Annotated in this window: 7 protein-coding genes; 6 read left to right on the forward strand and 1 reads right to left on the reverse strand. The window is 44.6% G+C overall.

What is annotated here, in order from left to right; genetic code table 11:
• Positions 1–13: 13 nt before the first annotated feature.
• Entirely contained in the window at positions 14–991 is a 978-nt protein-coding gene (locus ACLKL2_RS14035; RefSeq protein ID WP_413692198.1) for an endonuclease/exonuclease/phosphatase family protein, read from the reverse strand.
• Positions 992–1,412: 421 nt separating this feature from the next.
• Here ACLKL2_RS14035 and ACLKL2_RS14040 point away from each other — a divergent pair, with 421 nt between their 5' ends.
• From ACLKL2_RS14040 to ACLKL2_RS14065, 6 genes are all read left to right on the forward strand, one after another.
• Positions 1,413–2,363, forward strand: coding sequence for an OmpA family protein (locus tag ACLKL2_RS14040; RefSeq protein WP_413692199.1), 951 nt, complete (start codon positions 1,413–1,415; stop codon positions 2,361–2,363).
• A 42-nt stretch (positions 2,364–2,405) separates the two neighbouring features.
• Positions 2,406–2,681 carry a hypothetical protein gene (locus ACLKL2_RS14045; RefSeq protein WP_413692200.1) on the forward strand — a complete coding sequence of 92 codons (276 nt, stop codon included), beginning with the start codon at positions 2,406–2,408 and terminating at the stop codon, positions 2,679–2,681.
• A gap of 203 nt (positions 2,682–2,884) precedes the next feature.
• On the forward strand, positions 2,885–8,332 hold the full coding sequence (locus tag ACLKL2_RS14050; RefSeq protein ID WP_413692201.1) for a beta strand repeat-containing protein: 5,448 nt from the start codon (positions 2,885–2,887) through the stop codon (positions 8,330–8,332).
• 11 nt (positions 8,333–8,343) lie between these two features.
• A complete protein-coding gene (locus ACLKL2_RS14055) occupies positions 8,344–8,640 on the forward strand; it encodes an Ig-like domain-containing protein (protein WP_413692202.1) in 297 nt (98 codons plus the stop codon).
• Positions 8,597–13,333: a beta strand repeat-containing protein gene (locus ACLKL2_RS14060; RefSeq protein WP_413692204.1), complete on the forward strand. Its 4,737-nt coding sequence runs from the start codon at positions 8,597–8,599 to the stop codon at positions 13,331–13,333. Before ACLKL2_RS14055 ends, ACLKL2_RS14060 begins: the two co-directional genes overlap by 44 nt.
• Entirely contained in the window at positions 13,326–26,459 is a 13,134-nt protein-coding gene (locus ACLKL2_RS14065; RefSeq protein WP_413694329.1) for an Ig-like domain-containing protein, read from the forward strand. The genes ACLKL2_RS14060 and ACLKL2_RS14065 overlap by 8 nt, the downstream gene beginning before the upstream one ends.
• Position 26,460 lies beyond the last annotated feature (1 nt).

Genomic DNA, 26,460 nt, shown 5'->3' on the forward strand with positions numbered 1-26,460 from the left:
CAGTTTTATGCGCTCAGAATATTATTCTGTTTGTGTACATAAGCTCACTTAACAGTGGGAAGTGGTCTGAACCAATTGATGGCATTCTCTCTATTTTAGTGAGTGTGAAGTGCTCACTATGGAAGATATGGTCTAATGGCCAGCGTAAGAATGGGTAGTCAGCATGAAAGGTATTGAACATGCCTCTGCCTATTCTTGGGTCTTGTAGTCCGCTGATTTCTCGAAAGGCTCTAGTTGTTGGTGACCAAGCAACATCGTTTAAGTCTCCTGTGACAATGGTTGGCTGCTTTTCTGGCGCTATCTGTTTTGCAATTAACAATAACTCCTTGTCTCTAGGTGTAGAGCTTTCATTTTCAGTAGGGCTAGGCGGGGCTGGATGAAGAAAGTGGCATTTAATTTTAATGTTTTCTTGCAGGACTAAATAACAATGAATTGAAGGTATATCCTTTTCAATTAATTCCAATACTTGGATCTCTTCTAAAGGATATTTACTGTATAAGTGCATACCATATAGGTTATCTAAAGGATGATTAACCCTGTAAGGGTAATCTTTATGGATAGGCTGTAATGCTGCTTCCCACCAAAGGTCTGTTTCTAGAGTAACTAAAATATCTGGTTGATGTTGATTGACTAAGTTAATGAGTTTATCTACTTGTCGATTAGGCATGAGCACATTACTGGTCATAATTTTAACTGATAAATGTTCTGACTTTATCGGGCTTTTATACACCTGTGTATTAGATAACTTTGTATAAGGCAATATCCACATTAATTGATAGCTAGTAAGTAATGCGTTGATGCTAAATAAAGTTAATGCCATCACGGGTGAATTGATATAAAGGCTTATTATCGTTAATGCAGTAGTAATAATCGCAATTTGTACTCTTGGAAACTCCCACACTCTTGATAGCCAGTGATTTGAAGTAGAAAAAGGGGCTAAAGTAATTAATAACATGATACTGGTGACTAACAACATGAATATTTCAAACATGGTTTCTTCCTGGTGATTTTGTCTATTTTATATAGTTAATCAGAGTAATGAATAAATACAAGAGATTCATATAATCAGGCTTAATTATATTTATTTTACTTTTAAATGTTATTTTTTAATTTTATTATGGTTAGTATTTCCCACCTTTTTATTGATCTTAACTCACATTTTTTATTGGAAAATAACGATAGTTTTTGAGTCTATTACTTTCTCTTGCAATGACTCAGGTCAATCCCTCTAGCTCAATTTTTCTAAAAATTCTAGTTAGATCACTATTATCATTCACTTAACTATCCATATAAGTAAATAAAGCTACACTTTAGGGGTGCTTTATAATTTTTTATTTGATGTATGTATAATAAATATTAATTTTAGATCAGGTGAGTATTGTTTTAGGGATGATTTTAGTTAAGGGAGAGCTATGAATCGTAAAAGTGTTAGGTTGTTTTTCATCATATCCTATTTATTTTTATTGGTAGGGTGTGCTTCTGAATCAGGCTATTTGATAGGACCAAATGAAGAGAAAGATGAAAATTTTTCGTCAGATAAAGTTGATGTTTTATTTTATTTTGAAAAAGATGCTTCGAGTAGTAAACAATCGATTTTAGTGCACTCTGAAACACGTTTGTTGGGGGCTTTACTGGAAGGGTTATATTTCCCTGCTGCTTTTTGTGTTGGTGAAAAAGTGATTAGCTTTGAAAAAAGGCAAAAAGGTTTTCATGCCCAAGATACGATCACTCACACCCATTATGGCATTTTTAAAATTGACAAAGATCAGCCACTGTTTGTAGGTGTTTCAGTTAATGAAAATGGTGTTATTGATACCCATATAACAACCAAGCAAGAAGCAGAAGAGGTCGTCGGTAAAATTGTTAATAGAACGTTTTTAGTGAATAGGAAGGTGGAAAACTGTGCGCCTCCTTTAGTTGAAAATGAACCAGTAAAAGAAGATGTAAAACTACAAACTATTGAGTTATCTGCTGATGCTTTATTTGCTTTTAATAGTACTAAGTTAAATAAAAATTTACAGCAACAAAAAATGCAATATCTGATCGATCAAATAAATCGCTCTGATATTGCTGTTACTCGTATTGTTGTAAGTGGTCATAGCGATCGCGTAGGCGATGCTGATTATAATCAGGTTCTTTCTGAACAACGTGCCAGTACCATTGTTGATTATTTAGTTTCTAAAGGAGTTAGAAGCAGAGTTGAATCAATGGGATACGGTAGCAAGCAATCTATCACTCAGGATAAATGTTCAAATCAATTATCTCGAAGTGCATTGATTGCTTGTTTACAACCCGACCGTCGAGTGAGTGTCGAGTTGTGGGGCAGCTACCAACAAAAATCTACTCTAAGTACAGCCAAATAAACACTATTTAAATCTTTATTAACAGGGAGTTAAGGGGGCAAAATGTTTAACAATATTAATATTATAACGCAGGGTTCTGAAGGAACATTAGAGACTAGCTTAGTGACTAATGAAAGCCTTAGCCCGACTGTCCTTAAAGCTCAAGAAGGTGTGGCTTACGAATTGCGAGCGCTCGACTCACAGCTTGCACCTCAGCAGGTGCTTGTTTCTCGTAATGGATCAAACCTAGAATTACGTTTCGATGAATTCGCTACCGCCGATACTCCCGTAGATGCAGTTATTGAAGGTTATTATGATCTTCCTCAGCCCCTTCATTAACCGGTATATCTGAAACGGGTATTTACTATGATTATGTACCTCAAACAGGGATAGAAGATGCTTTATCTTGGAATTTAACTGATGGTTATAGTACTTATCAAAGTCTTGGTTACACACAGGTCGCATCAAATGCAGTACCTTGGTTATCTGTTGCAGGGTCAGCTGCGGCTGTAGGTGGCGCAACAGTTGCAACAGCTGCCGTTGTGGCTTCAAGTAGTGATGACTCTTCAAGTGAATCAGAGCCCGCTGTTACTTTAAGTGAATACAGTTTAGACAGTAATCGACCTAGTTTCTCTGGCACAATAATCGACCCTGACGCTGAGATTACCTTAACGGTAGAAGGAGTTGATTATGCCGCGATTAATAACGGTGATGGTACTTGGGAATTACCTGAAAATACTATAGATGCCTTAGATGAGGGAGATACAGAACTTTCCATAACAGTAACCGGTACACAGGGTAATATAGATACCATAACAGAGACTGTTGAGATTGATTTAATTGCAGTAGAAGTCTCTGTAGATAGTTTAATTACAAATGATACAACACCAACATTAACGGGTGTTGTTAATGACCCGACTGCGGCAATCGTGGTTACCCTTAATGGTCTTGAATACAACGCTGTTAATAACGGCGATGGGACTTGGACGTTAGGGGGAGATCTTGTTGCTGAATTAACGGAAGGTGAAGTTACAGTTACCGTATCAGCGACGGATTCTGCAGGTAATAATGATGATGATAGTGGAACGGTTGTTGTCGATATTACTGCGCCAACCGTTTCTTTGGATTCTTTAATTACTGATGATCCAACCGCTTTATTAACCGGGTTAGTTGACGATACTGAAGCAAGTGTTGTTGTTACTGTTGACAGTATTGATTATCAAGCAGTAAATAATGGTGATGGTACTTGGAGCTTACCTGACAATACTTTACCTGAATTAGATGAGGGTGAAACCCAAATTACTGTTACTGCCACAGATAGTGCTAACAATAGTGAAACGATCATTGATAGTGTCGTTGTTAATTCTGAACAAGTTGAAATAGGTGCAAGAAGTTTAGTTTCTGGAGATACTCAGCCAGAGCTTACCGGTGTTATTGAAGATCCTGATGCAAGAGTTGTTGTTACGGTTAAAGGGATAAAATGTGAAGCTAAAAATAATGGAGATGGAACTTGGACATTAGATTCTGATGACATCCCTGTATTAGATGAAGGATCTACTTCATACACTGTTACATCTATTGATGATGCAGGACTTAGAATTTCTACAAGTAGCACGGTTACTGTGGATTTATCTGCTCCTGAGGTGTCGATAAACTCAATACTCACTAAGGATACAACTCCTGCATTAACTGGTTCAGTTGATGATTCTGATGCGATTGTGACCGTTACTGTAAATGGTGAAGACTATATCGCTGTAAATAATGGTGATGGAACTTGGGAACTTAACGATAATACTCTATCAATATTAACCGAAGGTGTAACTGAGGTAACCGTTTCTGCTAGCGATCTTTTAGGCAACAGCGGCAGTTCAACGGGGTCTATTACTATTGATACGATTGGAGTTAATGTTACATTCGATTCTTTGGTTACCAATCAGCTTTCACCAGCATTAAGCGGTAGCATTGATGATGCCACGGCGAGTGTTGAAGTCACTGTTAACGGTGACATTTACGAGGCCACCAATAACGAAGATGGCACGTGGAGCTTAGCGGCCGAGACCTTACCTGACTTAACTGAAGGTGATGTGGAAGTCACCGTAACAGCCAGCGATGAAGCAGGCCACACAGACAGCATTACCAATAGTATTCGCGTTGATTTAACTGCACCAGTAGTGACCATTGATTCAATGATTACTACGGATACCACACCAAGTATCTCAGGCACTATTGATGATCCAACTGCAACGGTTGTAGTCAGTGTCACTGTGGACGGCGAAGAATATATTGCGACGAACAACACCGATGGTACGTGGACGTTAGCGGATAATACTCTACCAGATTTAATAGAAGGCGAAACGGTGGTCACCGTGACTGCATCAGATGCGGCAGGTAACAGCACCACTACAACAGGCAGCATTGACGTTGATACCGTTGGCTTAAACGTGAGCTTAGATTCATTAACCACTAATGAAGTATCGCCAGCATTAAGCGGTAGCATTGATGATATTACTGCTAGTGTTGAAGTCACTGTTAACGGTGACATTTACGAGGCCATTAATAATGAAGATGGTACGTGGAGCTTAGCGGCTGATACCTTACCTGACTTAACCGAAGGTGATGTAGAAATCACTGTAACAGCCAGTGATGAAGCAGGGCACACAGACAGCATTACCAATAGTATTCGCGTTGATTTAACCGCACCAGTAGTGACCATTGATTCTATTCTTACTACGGATACCACACCAAGTATCTCAGGCACTATCGATGATCCAACTGCAACGGTTGTAGTCAGTGTCACTGTGGACGGCGAAGAATATATTGCGACGAACAACACCGATGGCACGTGGACGTTAGCGGATAATACTCTACCTGATTTAATAGAAGGTGAAACGGTGGTCACCGTGACTGCATCAGATGCGGCAGGTAACAGCACCACTACAACAGGTAGCATTGACGTTGATACCGTTGGCTTAAATGTGAGTTTAGATTCATTAACCACTAATGAAGTATCGCCAGCATTAAGCGGTAGCATTGATGATGTTACGGCGAGTGTTGAAGTCACTGTTAACGGTGACATTTACGAGGCCACCAATAATGAAGATGGTACTTGGAGCATAGCGGCTGATACCTTACCTGATTTGGTTGAAGGTGATGTAGACGTCACTGTAACAGCCAGCGATGAAGCAGGCCACACAGACAGCATTACCAATAGTATTAGCGTTGATTTAACTGCACCAGTAGTGACCATTGATTCTATTCTTACTACGGACACTACCCCAAGTATCTCAGGCACTATCGATGATCCAACTGCAACGGTTGTAGTCAGTGTCACTGTGGACGGTGAAGAATATATTGCGACTAACAACACCGATGGTACGTGGACGTTAGCGGATAATACTCTACCTGATTTAATAGAAGGCGAAACGGTGGTCACCGCGACCGCTTCAGATGCGGCAGGTAATAGCACCACTACAACAGGCAGCATTGACGTTGATACCGTTGGCTTAAACGTGAGCTTAGATTCATTAACCACTAATGAAGTATCGCCAGCATTAAGCGGTAGCATTGATGATATTAGTGCGAGTGTTGAAGTCACTGTTAACGGTGACATTTACGAGGCCACCAATAATGAAGATGGTACTTGGAGCTTAGCGGCTGATACCTTACCTGACTTAACCGAAGGTGATGTAGAAGTCACCGTAACAGCCAGCGATGAAGCAGGGCATACAGACAGCATTACCAATAGTATTAGCGTTGATTTAACTGTACCAGTAGTGACCATTGATTCAATCATTACTACGGATACCACACCAAGTATCTCAGGCACTATCGATGATCCAACTGCAACGGTTGTAGTCAGTGTCACTGTGGACGGTGAAGAATATATTGCGACGAACAACACCGATGGTACGTGGACGTTAGCGGATAATACTCTGCCAGATTTAATAGAAGGCGAAACGGTGATCACCGCGACCGCTTCGGATGCGGCGGGCAACAGCACCACTACAACAGGCAGTATTGACGTTGATACCGTTGGCTTAAACGTGAGTTTAGATTCATTAACCACTAATGAAGTATCGCCAGCATTAAGCGGTAGCATTGATGATGTTACGGCGAGTGTTGAAGTCACTGTTAACGGTGACATTTACGAGGCCACCAATAATGAAGATGGTACTTGGAGCATAGCGGCTGATACCTTACCTGATTTGGTTGAAGGTGATGTAGACGTCACTGTAACAGCCAGCGATGAAGCAGGCCACACAGACAGCATTACCAATAGTATTAGCGTTGATTTAACTGCACCAGTAGTGACCATTGATTCTATTCTTACTACGGACACTACCCCAAGTATCTCAGGCACTATCGATGATCCAACTGCAACGGTTGTAGTCAGTGTCACTGTGGACGGTGAAGAATATATTGCGACTAACAACACCGATGGTACGTGGACGTTAGCGGATAATACTCTGCCTGATTTAATAGAAGGCGAAACGGTGATCACCGCGACCGCTTCAGATGCGGCAGGTAATAGCACCACTACAACAGGCAGCATTGACGTTGATACCGTTGGCTTAAACGTGAGCTTAGATTCATTAACCACTAATGAAGTATCGCCAGCATTAAGCGGTAGCATTGATGATATTAGTGCGAGTGTTGAAGTCACTGTTAACGGTGACATTTACGAGGCCACCAATAATGAAGATGGTACTTGGAGCTTAGCGGCTGATACCTTACCTGACTTAACCGAAGGTGATGTAGAAGTCACCGTAACAGCCAGCGATGAAGCAGGGCATACAGACAGCATTACCAATAGTATTAGCGTTGATTTAACTGTACCAGTAGTGACCATTGATTCAATCATTACTACGGATACCACACCAAGTATCTCAGGCACTATCGATGATCCAACTGCAACGGTTGTAGTCAGTGTCACTGTGGACGGTGAAGAATATATTGCGACGAACAACACCGATGGCACGTGGACGTTAGCGGATAATACTCTGCCAGATTTAATAGAAGGCGAAACGGTGATCACCGCGACCGCTTCGGATGCGGCGGGCAACAGCACCACTACAACAGGCAGCATTGACGTTGATACCGTTGGCTTAAACGTGAGTTTAGATTCATTAACCACTAATGAAGTATCGCCAGCATTAAGCGGTAGCATTGATGATGTCACGGCGAGTGTTGAAGTCACTGTTAACGGTGACATTTACGAGGCCACCAATAACGAAGATGGCACGTGGAGCTTAGCGGCTGATACCTTACTAGATTTGGTTGAAGGTGATGTAGACGTCACTGTGACAGCCAGCGATGAAGCAGGGCACACAGACAGCATTACCAATAGTATTAGCGTTGATTTAACTGCACCAGTAGTGACCATTGATTCAATCATTACTACGGATACCACACCAAGTATCTCAGGCACTATCGATGATCCAACAGCAACGGTTGTAGTCAGTGTCACTGTGGAGGGTGAAGAATATATTGCGACGAACAACACCGATGGCACGTGGACGTTAGCGGATAATACTCTGCCTGATTTAATAGAAGGCGAAACGGTGATCACCGCGACCGCTTCAGATGCGGCAGGTAATAGCACCACTACAACAGGCAGCATTGACGTTGATACCGTTGGCTTAAATGTGAGTTTAGATTCATTAACCACTAATGAAGTATCGCCAGCATTAAGCGGTAGCATTGATGATGTTACGGCGAGTGTTGAAGTCACTGTTAACGGTGACATTTACGAGGCCACCAATAATGAAGATGGTACTTGGAGCATAGCGGCTGATACCTTACCTGATTTGGTTGAAGGTGATGTAGACGTCACTGTAACAGCCAGCGATGAAGCAGGCCACACAGACAGCATTACCAATAGTATTAGCGTTGATTTAACTGCACCAGTAGTGACCATTGATTCAATCATTACTACGGATACCACACAAGTATCTCAGGCACTATCGATGATCCAACTGCAACGGTTGTAGTCAGTGTCACTGTGGAGGGTGAAGAATATATTGCGACGAACAACACCGATGGCACGTGGACGTTAGCGGATAATACTCTGCCTGATTTAATAGAAGGCGAAACGGTGGTCACCGCGACCGCTTCAGATGCGGCGGGCAACAGCACCACTACAACAGGCAGCATTGACGTTGATACCGTTGGCTTAAATGTGAGTTTAGATTCATTAACCACTAATGAAGTATCGCCAGCATTAAGCGGTAGCATTGATGATGTTACGGCGAGTGTTGAAGTCACTGTTAACGGTGACATTTACGAGGACCACCAATAATGAAGATGGTACTTGGAGCATAGCGGCTGATACCTTACCTGATTTGGTTGAAGGTGATGTAGACGTCACTGTAACAGCCAGCGATGAAGCAGGCCACACAGACAGCATTACCAATAGTATTAGCGTTGATTTAACTGCACCAGTAGTGACCATTGATTCTATTCTTACTAAGGACACTACCCCAAGTATCTCAGGCACTATCGATGATCCAACTGCAACGGTTGTAGTCAGTGTCACTGTGGACGGTGAAGAATATATTGCGACTAACAACACCGATGGTACGTGGACGTTAGCGGATAATACTCTACCTGATTTAATAGAAGGCGAAACGGTGATCACCGCGACCGCTTCAGATGCGGCAGGTAATAGCACCACTACAACAGGCAGCATTGACGTTGATACCGTTGGCTTAAACGTGAGCTTAGATTCATTAACCACTAATGAAGTATCGCCAGCATTAAGCGGTAGCATTGATGATATTAGTGCGAGTGTTGAAGTCACTGTTAACGGTGACATTTACGAGGCCACCAATAATGAAGATGGTACTTGGAGCTTAGCGGCTGATACCTTACCTGACTTAACCGAAGGTGATGTAGAAGTCACCGTAACAGCCAGCGATGAAGCAGGGCATACAGACAGCATTACCAATAGTATTAGCGTTGATTTAACTGTACCAGTAGTGACCATTGATTCAATCATTACTACGGATACCACACCAAGTATCTCAGGCACTATCGATGATCCAACTGCAACGGTTGTAGTCAGTGTCACTGTGGACGGTGAAGAATATATTGCGACGAACAACACCGATGGTACGTGGACGTTAGCGGATAATACTCTGCCTGATTTAATAGAAGGCGAAACGGTGGTCACCGTGACTGCATCAGATGCGGCAGGTAACAGCACCACTACAACAGGCAGCATTGACGTTGATACCGTTGGCTTAAACGTGAGTTTAGATTCATTAACCACTAATGAAGTATCGCCAGCATTAAGCGGTAGCATTGATGATATTACGGCGAGTGTATCTGTAACGGTTAACGGTGAAGTTTACCAGGCCACCAATAATGAAGATGGTACTTGGAGCTTAGCGGCTGATACCTTACCTGACTTAACTGAAGGTGATGTAGAAGTCACCGTGAGTGCCAGCGATGAAGCAGGGCACACAGACAGCATTACCAATAGTATTAGCGTTGATTTAACTGCACCAGTAGTGACTGTTGATCCTATTACTACTAGTGATACAAGCCCAGAGCTAACAGGGACTGTCGATGATCCAACTGCAAGTATTATTGTAACGGTTGGTGTTGATACATATTCTGCGACTAATAATACAGATGGCACTTGGACCCTAGCTGATAATAGCTTATCTACTCTAAGTGAGGGAATTACTAATATAATTGTTAGTGCGACAGATGCAGCAAGTAATACTTCTGAACAAAATGCAACTATCGAAATTGATACTAGTGGTTTTAATGTTGGTATTGATAGTTTAATAACTAATAATACTTCTCCGGAATTAACTGGAACTATCAATAATCCAGATGCAACAGTTGCGGTTACCGTTAATGAGGTCGAATATGTTGCAATCAATAATGAGGATGGCACTTGGACATTAGCTTCGGACACCTTACCTGAATTAGAAGAAGGTAATCTTGAGGTTACTGTTGTTGTAGAAGATCAGTTTAGTAACACTGCTAATGCTAGTAAAACAATAGAAATAGATTTAACCGCGCCAGACGTCTCTGTTGATAACTTAACCACCAATGACAGCACTCCGGTCTTCACGGGGAGCATTGACGACCCAACGGCGATTGTGACCGTGACCATTGCGGGCACTGCCTATACCGCTGTGAACAATACCGACGGTACCTGGACATTAGACGATAGTTCAATTCCAGCACTGGGTGAAGGCGAACTTGAGATCAGCGTGAGTGCCGTCGATGCGGCGGGAAACACTGATGATGCAACGGGCACCATTACCGTTGACCTCACCGGTTTAAACGTAGGAATTGATGACCTAACGACGAACAGTGTCAGTCCTGAATTAACCGGGTCTATCGATGATCCAGCCGCGACCGTCGTCGTCAGTATTGATGGTAATGATTACACGGCTATCAACAATGGAGATACCTGGACATTAGCTGCAGATACCTTACCTGATTTAGCAGAAGGTGACGTTGAAGTGACCGTGACGGCAAGCGATGAAGCCGGTCATACCGACAGTGCAATAACAACGATTGAGATTGATACGACAGCCCCAGAAGTGACGGTTGACAGCTTAACGACCAACGACAGCACTCCGGTCTTCACGGGGAGCATTGACGACCCAACAGCGATTGTGACCGCGACCATTGCGGGCACTGCCTATACTGCATTGAACAATACCGACGGTACTTGGACATTAGACGATAGTTCAATTCCAGCATTGAGTGAAGGTGAACTTGAGATCAGCGTGAGTGCCGTCGATGCGGCGGGTAACACTGATGATGCAACGGGCATCATTACTGTTGACCTGACGGGTTTAAACGTAGGGATTGATGACCTAACGACTAACAGTGTCAGTCCTGAATTAACTGGGTCTATCGATGATCCAGCCGCGACCGTCATCGTCAGTATTGATGGTAATGACTACACGGCTATCAACAATGGAGATACCTGGACTTTAGCTGCAGATACCTTACCTGACCTAGCAGAAGGTGACGTTGAAGTGACCGTGACCGCAAGCGATGAAGCAGGTCATAGTGATGATGCGAGCATGACGTTAACCATCGACTTAACCGCGCCAGACGTCTCTGTTGATAACTTAACTACCAATGACAGCACTCCGGTCTTCACCGGTAGCATTGACGATCCAACGGCGATTGTGACCGTGACTATTGCGGGCACTGCCTATACCGCTGTGAACAACACCGACGGTACCTGGACATTAGACGATAGTTCAATGCCAGCATTGGGTGAAGGCGAACTTGAGATCGGCGTGAGTGCCGCCGATGCGGCGGGAAACACTGATGATGCAACGGGCACCATTACCGTTGACCTGACTGGTTTAAACGTAGGGATTGATGACCTAACGACGAACAGTGTCAGTCCTGAATTAACCAGGTCTATCGATGATCCAGCCGCGACTGTTGTCGTCAGTATTGATGGCAATGACTACACGGCTATCAACAATGGAGATACCTGGACTTTAGCTGCAGATACCTTACCTGACTTAGCAGAAGGTGACGTTGAAGTGACCGTGACGGCAAGCGATGAAGCAGGTCATAGTGATGATGCGAGCATGACGTTAACCATCGACTTAACCGCGCCAGACGTCTCTGTTGATAACTTAACCACCAACGACAGCACTCCTATCTTCACGGGGAGCATTGACGATCCAACGGCGATTGTGACCGTGACCATTGCAGGCACTGCCTATACCGCTGTGAACAATACCGACGGTACCTGGACATTAGACAATAATACTATGCCAGCACTGGGTGAAGGCGAACTTGAGATCAGCGTGAGTGCCGCCGATGCGGCGGGAAACACTGATGATGCAACGGGCACCATTAGCGTTGACCTGACGGGTTTAAACGTAGGAATTGATGACCTAACGACGAACAGTGTCAGTCCTGAATTAACCGGGACTATCGATGATCCAGCCGCGACCGTCGTCGTCAGTATTGATGGCAATGACTACACGGCTATCAACAATGGAGAGACCTGGACTTTAGCTGCAGATACCTTACCTGACTTAGCAGAAGGTAGCGTTGAAGTGACCGTGACCGCAAGCGATGAAGCAGGTCATAGTGATGATGCGAGCATGACGTTAACCATCGACTTAACGGCGCCAGACGTCTCTGTTGATAACTTAACCACCAACGACAGCACTCCGGTCTTCACGGGGAGCATTGATGACCCAACGGCGATTGTGACCGTGACCATTGCAGGTACTGCCTATACCGCTGTGAACAATACCGACGGTACCTGGACATTAGACGATAGTTCAATTCCAGCACTGGGTGAAGGCGAACTTGAGATCAGCGTGAGTGCCGTCGATGCGGCGGGAAACACTGATGATGCAACGGGCACCATTACCGTTGACCTCACCGGTTTAAACGTAGGGATTGATGACCTAACGACGAACAGTGTCAGTCCTGAATTAACCAGGTCTATCGATGATCCAGCCGCGACTGTTGTCGTCAGTATTGATGGTAATGATTACACGGCTATCAACAATGGAGATACCTGGACATTAGCTGCAGAGACCTTACCTGATTTAGCAGAAGGTGACGTTGAAGTGACCGTGACGGCAAGCGATGAAGCAGGTCATAGTGATGATGCGAGCATGACGTTAACCATCGACTTAACCGCGCCAGACGTCTCTGTTGATAACTTAACCACCAACGACAGCACTCCTATCTTCACGGGGAGCATTGACGATCCAACGGCGATTGTGACCGTGACCATTGCGGGCACTGCCTATACCGCTGTGAACAATACCGACGGTACCTGGACATTAGACAATAATACTATGCCAGCACTGGGTGAAGGCGAACTTGAGATCAGCGTGAGTGCCGCCGATGCGGCGGGAAACACTGATGATGCAACGGGCACCATTAGCGTTGACCTGACGGGTTTAAACGTAGGAATTGATGACCTAACGACGAACAGTGTCAGTCCTGAATTAACCGCAGACTATCGATGATCCAGCCGCGACCGTCATCGTCAGTATTGATGGTAATGATTACACGGCTATCAACAATGGAGATACCTGGACATTAGCTGCAGATACCTTACCTGATTTAGCAGAAGGTGACGTTGAAGTGACCGTGACGGCAAGCGATGAAGCCGGTCATACCGACAGTGCAATAACAACGATTGAGATTGATACGACAGCCCCAGAAGTGACGGTTGACAGCTTAACGACCAACGACAGCACTCCGGTCTTCACGGGGAGCATTGACGACCCAACAGCGATTGTGACCGTGACCATTGCGGGCACTGCCTATACTGCATTGAACAATACCGACGGTACTTGGACATTAGACGATAGTTCAATTCCAGCATTGAGTGAAGGTGAACTTGAGATCAGCGTGAGTGCCGTCGATGCGGCGGGTAACACTGATGATGCAACGGGCATCATTACTGTTGACCTGACGGGTTTAAACGTAGGGATTGATGACCTAACGACTAACAGTGTCAGTCCTGAATTAACTGGGTCTATCGATGATCCAGCCGCGACCGTCATCGTCAGTATTGATGGTAATGACTACACGGCTATCAACAATGGAGATACCTGGACTTTAGCTGCAGATACCTTACCTGACCTAGCAGAAGGTGACGTTGAAGTGACCGTGACCGCAAGCGATGAAGCAGGTCATAGTGATGATGCGAGCATGACGTTAACCATCGACTTAACCGCGCCAGACGTCTCTGTTGATAACTTAACGACCAATGACAGCACTCCGGTCTTCACCGGTAGCATTGACGATCCAACGGCGATTGTGACGGTGACCATTGCGGGCACTGCCTATACCGCATTGAACAACACCAACGGTACCTGGACATTAGACGACAATACTATGCCAGCATTGAGTGAAGGCGAACTTGAGATCAGCGTGAGTGCCGTCGATGCGGCGGGAAACACTGATGATGCAACGGGCACCATTAGCGTTGACCTGACGGGTTTAAACGTAGGGATTGATGACCTAACGACGAACAGTGTCAGTCCTGAATTAACCGGGTCTATCGATGATCCAGCCGCGACTGTCATCGTCAGTATTGATGGTAATGATTACACGGCTATCAACAATGGAGATACCTGGACATTAGCTGCAGAGACCTTACCTGATTTAGCAGAAGGTGACGTTGAAGTGACCGTGACGGCAAGCGATGATGCAGGTCATACAGATATTATTACCAATAGCATTATCGTCGACTTAACCGCGCCAGACGTCTCTGTTGATAACTTAACGACCAACGACAGCACTCCGGTCTTCACCGGGAGCATTGATGACCCAACGGCGATTGTGACCGTGACCATTGCGGGCACTGCCTATACCGCTGTGAACAATACCGACGGTACCTGGACATTAGACAATAGTTCAATTCCAGCACTGGGTGAAGGTGAACTTGATATCAGCGTGAGTGCCGTCGATGCGGCGGGTAACACTGATGATGCAACGGGCACCATCACCGTTGACCTGACTGGTTTAAACGTAGGGATTGATGACCTAACGACGAACAGTGTCAGTCCTGAATTAACCGGGACTATCGATGATCCAGCCGCGACCGTCGTCGTCAGTATTGATGGCAATGATTACACGGCTATCAACAATGGAGATACCTGGACATTAGCTGCAGATACCTTACCTGACTTAGTAGAAGGTGACGTTGAAGTGACTGTGACGGCAAGCGATGAAGCAGGTCATAGTGATGATGCGAGCATGACGTTAACCATCGACTTAACCGCGCCAGACGTCTCTGTTGATAACTTAACCACCAACGACAGCACCCCCGTCTTCACCGGTAGCATTGACGACCCAACAGCGATTGTGACCGTGACCATTGCGGGCACTGCCTATACCGCTGTGAACAATACCGACGGTACCTGGACATTAGACAATAGTTCAATTCCAGCACTGGGTGAAGGTGAACTTGATATCAGCGTGAGTGCCGTCGATGCGGCGGGTAACACTGATGATGCAACGGGCACCATCACCGTTGACCTGACTGGTTTAAACGTAGGGATTGATGACCTAACGACGAACAGTGTCAGTCCTGAATTAACCGGGACTATCGATGATCCAGCCGCGACCGTCGTCGTCAGTATTGATGGCAATGATTACACGGCTATCAACAATGGAGATACCTGGACATTAGCTGCAGATACCTTACCTGACTTAGTAGAAGGTGACGTTGAAGTGACTGTGACGGCAAGCGATGAAGCAGGTCATAGTGATGATGCGAGCATGACGTTAACCATCGACTTAACCGCGCCAGACGTCTCTGTTGATAACTTAACCACCAACGACAGCACCCCCGTCTTCACCGGTAGCATTGACGACCCAACAGCGATTGTGACCGTGACCATTGCGGGCACTGCCTATACCGCATTGAACAACACCGACGGTACCTGGACATTAGACGATAGTTCAATGCCAACACTGGGTGAAGGCGAACTTGAGATCAGCGTGAGTGCCGTCGATGCGGCGGGTAACACTGATGATGCAACGGGCACCATTACCGTTGACCTGACTGGTTTAAACGTAGGGATTGATGACCTAACGACTAACAGTGTGAGTCCTGAATTAACCGGGGCTATCGATGATCCAGCCGCGACCGTCATCGTCAGTATTGATGGCAATGACTACACGGCTATCAACAATGGAGATACCTGGACATTAGCTGCAGATACCTTACCTGACTTAGCAGAAGGTGACGTTGAAGTGACCGTGACGGCAAGCGATGATGCAGGTCATACAGATATTATTACCAATAGCATTATCGTCGACTTAACCGCGCCAGACGTCTCTGTTGATAACTTAACCACCAACGACAGCACTCCGGTCTTCACCGGGAGCATTGATGACCCAACGGCGATTGTGACCGTGACCATTGCGGGCACTGCCTATACCGCTGTGAACAATACCGACGGTACCTGGACATTAGACAATAGTTCAATTCCAGCACTGGGTGAAGGTGAACTTGAGATCAGCGTGAGTGCCGTCGATGCGGCGGGTAACACTGATGATGCAACGGGCACCATCACCGTTGACCTGACTGGTTTAAACGTAGGGATTGATGACCTAACGACGAACAGTGTCAGTCCTGAATTAACCGGGACTATCGATGATCCAGCCGCGACCGTCGTCGTCAGTATTGATGGCAATGACTACACGGCTATCAACAATGGAGAGACCTGGACATTAGCTGCAGATACCTTACCTGACTTAGCAGAAGGTGACGTTGAAGTGACCGTGACCGCAAGCGATGATGCAGGTCATACAGATATTATTACCAATAGCATTATCGTCGACTTAACCGCGCCAGACGTCTCTGTTGATAACTTAACGACCAATGACAGCACTCCGGTCTTCACCGGTAGCATTGACGATCCAACGGCGATTGTGACCGTGACTATTGCGGGCACTGCCTATACCGCATTGAACAACACCGACGGTACCTGGACATTAGACGATAGTTCAATGCCAACACTGGGTGAAGGCGAACTTGAGATCAGCGTGAGTGCCGTCGATGCGGCGGGTAACACTGATGATGCAACGGGCACCATTACCGTTGACCTGACTGGTTTAAACGTAGGGATTGATGACCTAACGACTAACAGTGTGAGTCCTGAATTAACCGGGGCTATCGATGATCCAGCCGCGACCGTCATCGTCAGTATTGATGGCAATGACTACACGGCTATCAACAATGGAGATACCTGGACATTAGCTGCAGATACCTTACCTGACTTAGCAGAAGGTGACGTTGAAGTGACCGTGACGGCAAGCGATGATGCAGGTCATACAGATATTATTACCAATAGCATTATCGTCGACTTAACCGCGCCAGACGTCTCTGTTGATAACTTAACCACCAACGACAGCACTCCGGTCTTCACCGGGAGCATTGATGACCCAACGGCGATTGTGACCGTGACCATTGCGGGCACTGCCTATACCGCTGTGAACAATACCGACGGTACCTGGACATTAGACAATAGTTCAATTCCAGCACTGGGTGAAGGTGAACTTGAGATCAGCGTGAGTGCCGTCGATGCGGCGGGAAACACTGATGATGCAACGGGCACCATCACCGTTGACCTGACTGGTTTAAACGTAGGGATTGATGACCTAACGACGAACAGTGTCAGTCCTGAATTAACCGGGACTATCGATGATCCAGCCGCGACCGTCGTCGTCAGTATTGATGGCAATGACTACACGGCTATCAACAATGGAGAGACCTGGACATTAGCTGCAGATACCTTACCTGACTTAGCAGAAGGTGACGTTGAAGTGACCGTGACCGCAAGCGATGATGCAGGTCATACAGATATTATTACCAATAGCATTATCGTCGACTTAACCGCGCCAGACGTCTCTGTTGATAACTTAACGACCAATGACAGCACTCCGGTCTTCACCGGTAGCATTGACGATCCAACGGCGATTGTGACCGTGACTATTGCGGGCACTGCCTATACCGCTGTGAACAACACCGACGGTACCTGGACATTAGACGATAGTTCAATGCCAGCATTGGGTGAAGGCGAACTTGAGATCGGCGTGAGTGCCGCCGATGCGGCGGGAAACACTGATGATGCAACGGGCACCATTAGCGTTGACCTGACTGGTTTAAACGTAGGGATTGATGACCTAACGACGAACAGTGTGAGTCCTGAATTAACCGGGACTATCGATGATCCAGCCGCGACCGTCGTCGTCAGTATTGATGGTAATGACTACACGGCTATCAACAATGGAGATACCTGGACTTTAGCTGCAGAGACCTTACCTGACTTAGCAGAAGGTGACGTTGAAGTGACCGTGACCGCAAGCGATGAAGCAGGTCATACCGACAGTGCAATAACAACGATTGAGATTGATACAACAGCCCCAGAAGTGACGGTTGACAGCTTAACCACCAACGACAGCACTCCGGTCTTCACGGGTAGCATTGACGACCCAACGGCGATTGTGACCGTGACCATTGCGGGCACTGCCTATACCGCTGTGAACAACACCGACGGTACCTGGACATTAGACAATAGTTCAATTCCAGCACTGGGTGAAGGTGAACTTGAGATCAGCGTGAATGCCGTCGATGCGGCGGGTAACACTGATGATGCAACGGGCACCATTACCGTTGACCTGACGGGTTTAAACGTAGGAATTGATGACCTAACGACGAACAGTGTCAGTCCTGAATTAACCAGGACTATCGATGATCCAGCCGCGACCGTCGTCGTCAGTATTGATGGCAATGACTACACGGCTATCAACAATGGAGATACCTGGACTTTAGCTGCAGAGACCTTACCTGACTTAGCAGAAGGTGACGTTGAAGTGACCGTGACCGCAAGCGATGATGCAGGTCATAGTGATGATGCGAGCATGACGTTAACCATCGACTTAACCGCGCCAGACGTCTCTGTTGATAACTTAACTACCAATGACAGCACTCCGGTCTTCACCGGTAGCATTGACGATCCAACGGCGATTGTGACCGTGACTATTGCGGGCACTGCCTATACCGCTGTGAACAACACCGACGGTACCTGGACATTAGACGATAGTTCAATGCCAGCATTGGGTGAAGGCGAACTTGAGATCGGCGTGAGTGCCGCCGATGCGGCGGGAAACACTGATGATGCAACGGGCACCATTACCGTTGACCTGACGGGTTTAAACGTAGGGATTGATGACCTAACGACGAACAGTGTCAGTCCTGAATTAACCGGGTCTATCGATGATCCAGCCGCGACTGTTGTCGTCAGTATTGATGGCAATGACTACACGGCTATCAACAATGGAGATACCTGGACTTTAGCTGCAGATACCTTACCTGACTTAGCAGAAGGTGACGTTGAAGTGACCGTGACGGCAAGCGATGAAGCCGGTCATAGTGATGATGCGAGCATGACGTTAACCATCGACTTAACGGCGCCAGACGTCTCTGTTGATAACTTAACCACCAACAATAGCTCACCAACCTTAACGGGTACTGTGGATGATGAGAATGCAATCATTACTGTGACCATTGGTGAAACAAGTTATGAAGCCACAAATAATGGTAGTACTTGGTCTCTATCAGATGAAGGTATCGACTTAAGCGAGGGTATTACCACCATTAATGTAGCCGCTGAAAATGTAGCAGGTAATACAGGTAATGCAGCTGGTGATGTAACACTGGATATCACTGCACCAATCGTAACGGTAGATACATTAATAACCAATGATAACTCACCAACCTTAACGGGTATTGTGAATGATGCAGATGCAATCATTACCGTCACTATTGGTGGTGATGATTATGTTGCGCTCAATAATGGCAGTACGTGGAGCTTAACGAATGAAGTCATCAACCTAGCAGTTGGCGACACGACTATCAACGTGAAAGCTGAAGATGCTGCAGGTAATACAGGTAATGGAATTGGCGATGTAACACTTGATATCACTGCACCAATCGTAACGGTAGATACATTAATAACCAATGATAACTCACCAACCTTAACGGGTACTGTGAATGATGCAGATGCAATCATTACCGTCACTATTGGTGGTGATGATTATGCTGTGCTCAATAATGGCAGTACGTGGATCTTAACGAATGAAGTCATCAACCTAGCGGTTGGCGATACGACTATCAGCGTGAAAGCTGAAGATGCTGCAGGTAATACAGGCAATGGAATTGGTGATGTCACGTTAGATATTACTGCGCCAACTGTTACTGTGGATGCTCTAACAACAAACAATAGTTCACCAACCTTAATGGGTACTGTGAATGATGCAGATGCAATCATTACTGTGACCATTGGTGAAACAAGTTATGAAGCCATAAATAATGGTAGCACATGGTCTCTATCAGATGAAGGTATCGACTTAAGCGAGGGTATTACCACCATTAATGTAGCCGCTGAAGATGCTGCAGGTAATACAGGTAATGGAATTGGCGATGTAACACTTGATATCACTGCACCAATCGTAACGGTAGATACATTAATAACCAATGATAACTCACCAACCTTAATGGGTACTGTGGATGATGCAGATGCAATCATTACTGTGACCATTGGTGAAACAAGTTATGAAGCCACAAATAATGGTAGCACATGGTCTCTATCAGATGAAGGTATCGACTTAAGCGAGGGTATTACCACCATTAATGTAGCCGCTGAAGATGTAGCAGGTAATACAGGTAATGGAACTGGTGATGTAACACTGGATATCACTGCACCAACAGTTACTGTGGATGCCCTAACAACAAACAATAGCTCTCCGACCTTAACGGGTACTGTGGATGATGAGAATGCAATTATTACCGTCACTATTGGTGATGATGATTATGCTGCGGTCAATAATGGTAGTACTTGGTCCCTATCAGATGAAGACATCGACTTAAGCGAGGGTATTACCACCATTAATGTAGCCGCTGAAGATGCTGCAGGTAATACAGGTAATGGAATTGGCGATGTAACACTTGATATCACTGCACCAATCGTAACGGTAGATACATTAATAACCAATGATAACTCACCAACCTTAATGGGTACTGTGGATGATGCAGATGCAATCATTACTGTGACCATTGGTGAAACAAGTTATGAAGCCACAAATAATGGTAGCACATGGTCTCTATCAGATGAAGGTATCGACTTAAGCGAGGGTATTACCACCATTAATGTAGCCGCTGAAGATGTAGCAGGTAATACAGGTAATGGAACTGGTGATGTAACACTGGATATCACTGCACCAACAGTTACTGTTGATGCCCTAACAACAAACAATAGCTCTCCGACCTTAACGGGTACTGTGGATGATGAGAATGCAATTATTACCGTCACTATTGGTGATGATGATTATGCTGCGGTCAATAATGGTAGTACTTGGTCCCTATCAGATGAAGACATCGACTTAAGCGAGGGTATTACCACCATTAATGTAGCCGCTGAAGATGTAGCAGGTAATACAGGTAATGGAACTGGTGATGTAACACTGGATATCACTGCACCAACTGTTACTGTGGATGCCCTAACAACAAACAATAGTTCACCAACCTTAATGGGTACTGTGAATGATGCAGATGCAATCATTACTGTGACCATTGGTGAAACAAGTTATGAAGCCACAAATAATGGTAGTACTTGGTCTCTATCAGATGAAGATATCGACTTAAGCGAGGGTATTACCACCATTAATGTAGCCGCTGAAGATGTAGCAGGTAATACAGGTAATGGAGTTGGTGATGTCACGTTAGATATTACTGCGCCAACTGTCACTGTGGATGCCCTAACAACAAATTCCAGCTCACCAACCTTAACGGGTACTGTGAATGATGCAGATGCAATCATTACTGTGACCATTGGTGAAACAAGTTATGAAGCCACAAATAATGGTAGTACTTGGTCTCTATCAGATGAAGATATCGACTTAAGCGAAGGTATTACCACCATTAATGTAGCCGCTGAAGATGTAGCAGGTAATACAGGTAATGGAGTTGGTGATGTCACGTTAGATATTACTGCGCCAACTGTCACTGTGGATGCCCTAACAACAAATTCCAGCTCACCAACCTTAACGGGTACTGTGGATGATGCAGATGCAATCATTACTGTGACCATTGGTGAAACAAGTTATGAAGCCATAAATAATGGTAATACTTGGTCTCTATCAGATGAAGGTATCGACTTAAGCGAGGGTATTACCACCATTAATGTAGCCGCTGAAGATGTAGCAGGTAATACAGGCAATGGAGCTGGTGATGTCACGTTAGATATCACTGCACCAATCGTAACGGTAGATACATTAATAACCAATGATAACTCACCAACCTTAACAGGTACTGTGAATGATGCAGATGCAATCATTACTGTGACCATTGGTGAAACAAGTTATGAAGCCACAAATAATGGTAGTACTTGGTCTTTATCAGATGAAGGTATCGACTTAAGCGAGGGTATTACCACCATTAATGTAGCCGCTGAAGATGTAGCAGGTAATACAGGCAATGGAGCTGGTGATATCACGTTAGATATTACTGCGCCAACTGTTACTGTGGATGCCCTAACAACAAACAATAGCTCTCCGACCTTAACGGGCACTGTGAATGATGAGAATGCAATCATTACCGTCACTATTGGTGATGATGATTATGCTGCGGTCAATAATGGTAGTACTTGGTCCCTATCAGATGAAGACATCGACTTAAGCGAAGGTATTACCACCATTAATGTAGCCGCTGAAGATGCTGCAGGTAATACAGGCAATGGAGCTGGTGATGTCACGTTAGATATCACTGCACCAACTGTTACTGTGGATGCCCTAACAACAAACAATAGCTCTCCGACCTTAACGGGTACTGTGGATGATGAGAATGCAATCATTACCGTCACTATTGGTGATGATGATTATGCTGCGGCCAATAATGGCAGTACGTGGAGCTTAACGAATGAAGCCATCAGCCTAGGGGTTGGCGATACGACTATCAGCGTGAAAGCTGAAGATGCTGCAGGTAATACAGGCAATGGAATTGGTGATGTCACGTTAGATATTACTGCGCCAACTGTTACTGTGGATGCCCTAACAACAAACAATAGCTCTCCAACCTTAATGGGTACTGTGGATGATGGAGGTGCAATCATTACTGTGAGCATTGGTGAAGCAACTTATACAGCGAACAACCTAGGTACCTCATGGACCTTAACGGATGAGAATATCGCTTTAGCCGTTGGTGAAACTGTTGTAAGTGTCGTTGCAACTGATACTGCTAATAATAGCAGTGATGCCGTATCTGTAAGTGTTACTTTAGACACGACCGTACCCGAGGTGACGTTAGATGATTTGATTACTAACAGTACACAGCCAAGTTTATCAGGGACAGTGGATGATGCTGAAGCTTCTATTACTGTCACATTAAATGGTAACGATTATGCCGCGACTAATAATCAAGATAATACCTGGGGTTTAGAAGCAGGTGTATTACCTGAGTTAACAGAGGGTAATGTTAATTTAACTATCACAGTTGAAGATACAGCGGGTAATAATCAAACGATCTCCGAATCCTTTACTGTTGATATAACAGCACCTGAAGTAACAGACCAGTTATTATCAGTCAATGAAGCTGACATAGAGGCTACGGCGAGTACCACAGGATCTTTAACTCTATCGGAAGATCTAGGCAGTGTTTTATTAGTGGCTCCGACTGATAGTTACACGTCACGAGAGGAAACAATCTCTTGGGTGCTATCAACTGATGAGCAAGGTACACAAACCTTAACAGGATCGACTATTAATGGGGATGTGGCGACTTTAACACTAGAAGAAAATGGAAATTATGATTTTACTCTGCTTGCTTCCTTCGACCATTCTGCTCAAGGTGATGACTTATTAGGGCTTACCTTCACAGTAGAGTCGACTGATTTAGCAGGTAATGCAGGTGAAACTGCGCAGCTAGTTGTTAATGTTACTGACGATATTGCTAGTGTAACCGTATATCAACAGGAGGTCGTTGATACGGCTAATACTTTATATAGTGGCGATATTGTGGTTACCGCTGGTGCAGATGGTATTGAAGTCTCTACGGTCACTATTGATGGGTACACCTTTAGCTATGATGCTGACAGCAATGTATTCAGTGCTTATGGCAGTTCTGATATTGTGAATGCTTTTGAGGAAACAGGCTATGATACTGATACTCAAATATTAACGATAAGCACCATCAAAGGTGAAACAATCACTCTTGATGTGTCTTCTGGCGAATACAGTTATACCACAACAGGTGTTGCAGACGTTGAGGCTGCTGTTGAATCTAGCCCTGAAGTGGCGTTAGGTGCAGATGATTCTTTATTAGGACTAGTAGGTGTTGATGCTTTAAATTTAATTGATTTTAGTTCTAGCCAAGCATTTTCTGCAACTGATGCTAATAATGATATTACACAGGTTGTTATTTCTGTAGGTGGTCTACTTGGAGTGGGCTCTGCTGGCTTCTCTTATTCATCTGCAATAGCAGATGAATTCGGGTTAGAGGTTGTCACCGTCGATTTCCCGTTTATTAGTTTAGGAAATACTGCTTCTATCACAATTACTAGCACTGATGACAGTACCATCACAAATCAACAATTAAATGAATTTTTAGGTTCCGTTTATTGGGATGGTGGTTTAGTAAGTCTTGATTTACTATCCGGCATGACAATCGAAGCAACTGACTCAAATGGAAATACCACTTCATCAAGTAATTTTGATCTACTTAATGCCGATCTTTTATCCACTGGTGATAGTCCTGATTATTTGGTTGAAGGCGATGATAATAACAATGCAAGCTTAACGGGTACAACTGGCAGCGACCGTATTTACGGTTACGATGGCAATGACACTTTAAATGGTGACGAAGGTGCAGATCTATTACGTGGTGGGGTTGGTAACGATATATTAGACGGTGAAACAGGTAACGATATCCTTATTGGTGGAATAGGTAATGATACCTTAACTGGCGATACAGGAAATGATGTATTCCGTTGGGAAACAGTCGATGTAACAAGTGTTGATACTATTACCGACTTTGAAATAGGACCGGTTGCTAGTGGTGGTGACATTATCGATTTAGCTGAACTATTAACGGGTGAAGGGAAAATAGGCACATCGGGTGCCGGTAATTTATCTAACTTCTTACACTTTGAATTTGATGGAACAGATACAACACTTTATATCAGTGTAGATGGTGACTTCCAAGGTGGTTATGCAACAGCAGAGGTTGATCAAAGCATCATATTTAGTGAAATAGATATCACAGAAGGGCTTTCTACTGACCAAGATATTATTGAAAACTTACTGGCGAACGGTAATTTATTAGTTGATGACCTCACCTTAGGAGACGATGTGCTAGGTGGTACGACAACTATTGATGTTGGCTTAGTTGATGGTGATGGTGATATTTCCCAAGCAACCGTTGATTTTGAAAGCTCAGGTGCTGCTCCAGAGGTTGTTTCAAATACAGATAATAGTGCACCCATCGTGTGTGCTTCGAATACTTCTTTATTAGGGCTAGTAGCAGTCCAAGCATTAGACATTATTAACTTAGATAACCAAGCCCTTACTGCAATAGACATTGATGGTAACTTAACTAGTGTGGAAGTGAATTACCAAGCCTTGTTAGATGTCAGCTTAACAGAACTAACATTAGCAGCATCAAACGAAATGGCTGCTGAGTTAGGGTTACAAATAGAAGTCAGTAATAACTCTGGTTTATTAGGACTTGTTGCAGCTTCTTCGACGCTCACTATTACCGCAGTAGATGACGGGACAATAGATAATCAATCAATTAATGAATTACTGGCAACCGTACAATTTTATGATAATGAGGGGCTGTTAGGCGGCGCGCTTGAATTAAATGTACAAGCTGATGTGTTAAATAACTTAACGATCACGGCAACTGATTCCGAAGGTGCAAGTAGTAGTGGTTCATTGGGTGATTTGGTGAGTGTTGATGCGCTCAATGATATTCTGTTTGATATTGATACCGTCAAAGAGGGTGATAGTAGTCAAAATGAAATGGATTATAGCTATACCTCAAGCGGCCTTCGTTTATATGGTTATGGTGATAACGACGTATTGATAGGCGGTAGTGGTAACGACCTTATTCGTGGTGGTGCCGGTGATGATAATTTAGTCGGTGGTGCTGGCAATGATATGTTAATAGATGGTAACGGTAGTGATACTTTTAACGCTGGAGATGGAGATGACTTAATCTCCCTTTCTGGAGTACTGTTTGAAAGTATTGATGGCGGAGAAGGCAGTGATACATTGCTGTTAGATGATGGTATTGACCTTGATCTAAGCGACCTAAACATAGGATCTATTACTAATATCGAAACTATAGATTTAAGCGAAGGTGAAACAGGTAATGTGTTAAAACTCACTGAAGAAGCGGTGAAAGCATTAACTGATGAAGAGGACACCCTCACTATCAATGGTGATGATAATGATACGCTTAATATGGAAGGTGCTACATTCGCTGGAAGTTCATTAGTGAATGGTGTGGCTTATAACGAATATCACCTAGGAAGTACAACGCTTTACGTTGATGAAGAGATCGGGGTAACTATTTAAT

Source organism: Psychromonas sp. KJ10-2 (assembly GCF_047323255.1).
Taxonomy (GTDB): domain Bacteria; phylum Pseudomonadota; class Gammaproteobacteria; order Enterobacterales; family Psychromonadaceae; genus Psychromonas.

Coding starts and splice junctions, on each gene's coding strand:
- ACLKL2_RS14040 (WP_413692199.1), top strand. CDS start 1,413: ATGAATCGTAAAAGTGTTAGGTTGTTTTTCATCATATCCTATTTATTT.
- ACLKL2_RS14045 (WP_413692200.1), top strand. CDS start 2,406: ATGTTTAACAATATTAATATTATAACGCAGGGTTCTGAAGGAACATTA.
- ACLKL2_RS14035 (WP_413692198.1), bottom strand. CDS start 991: ATGTTTGAAATATTCATGTTGTTAGTCACCAGTATCATGTTATTAATT.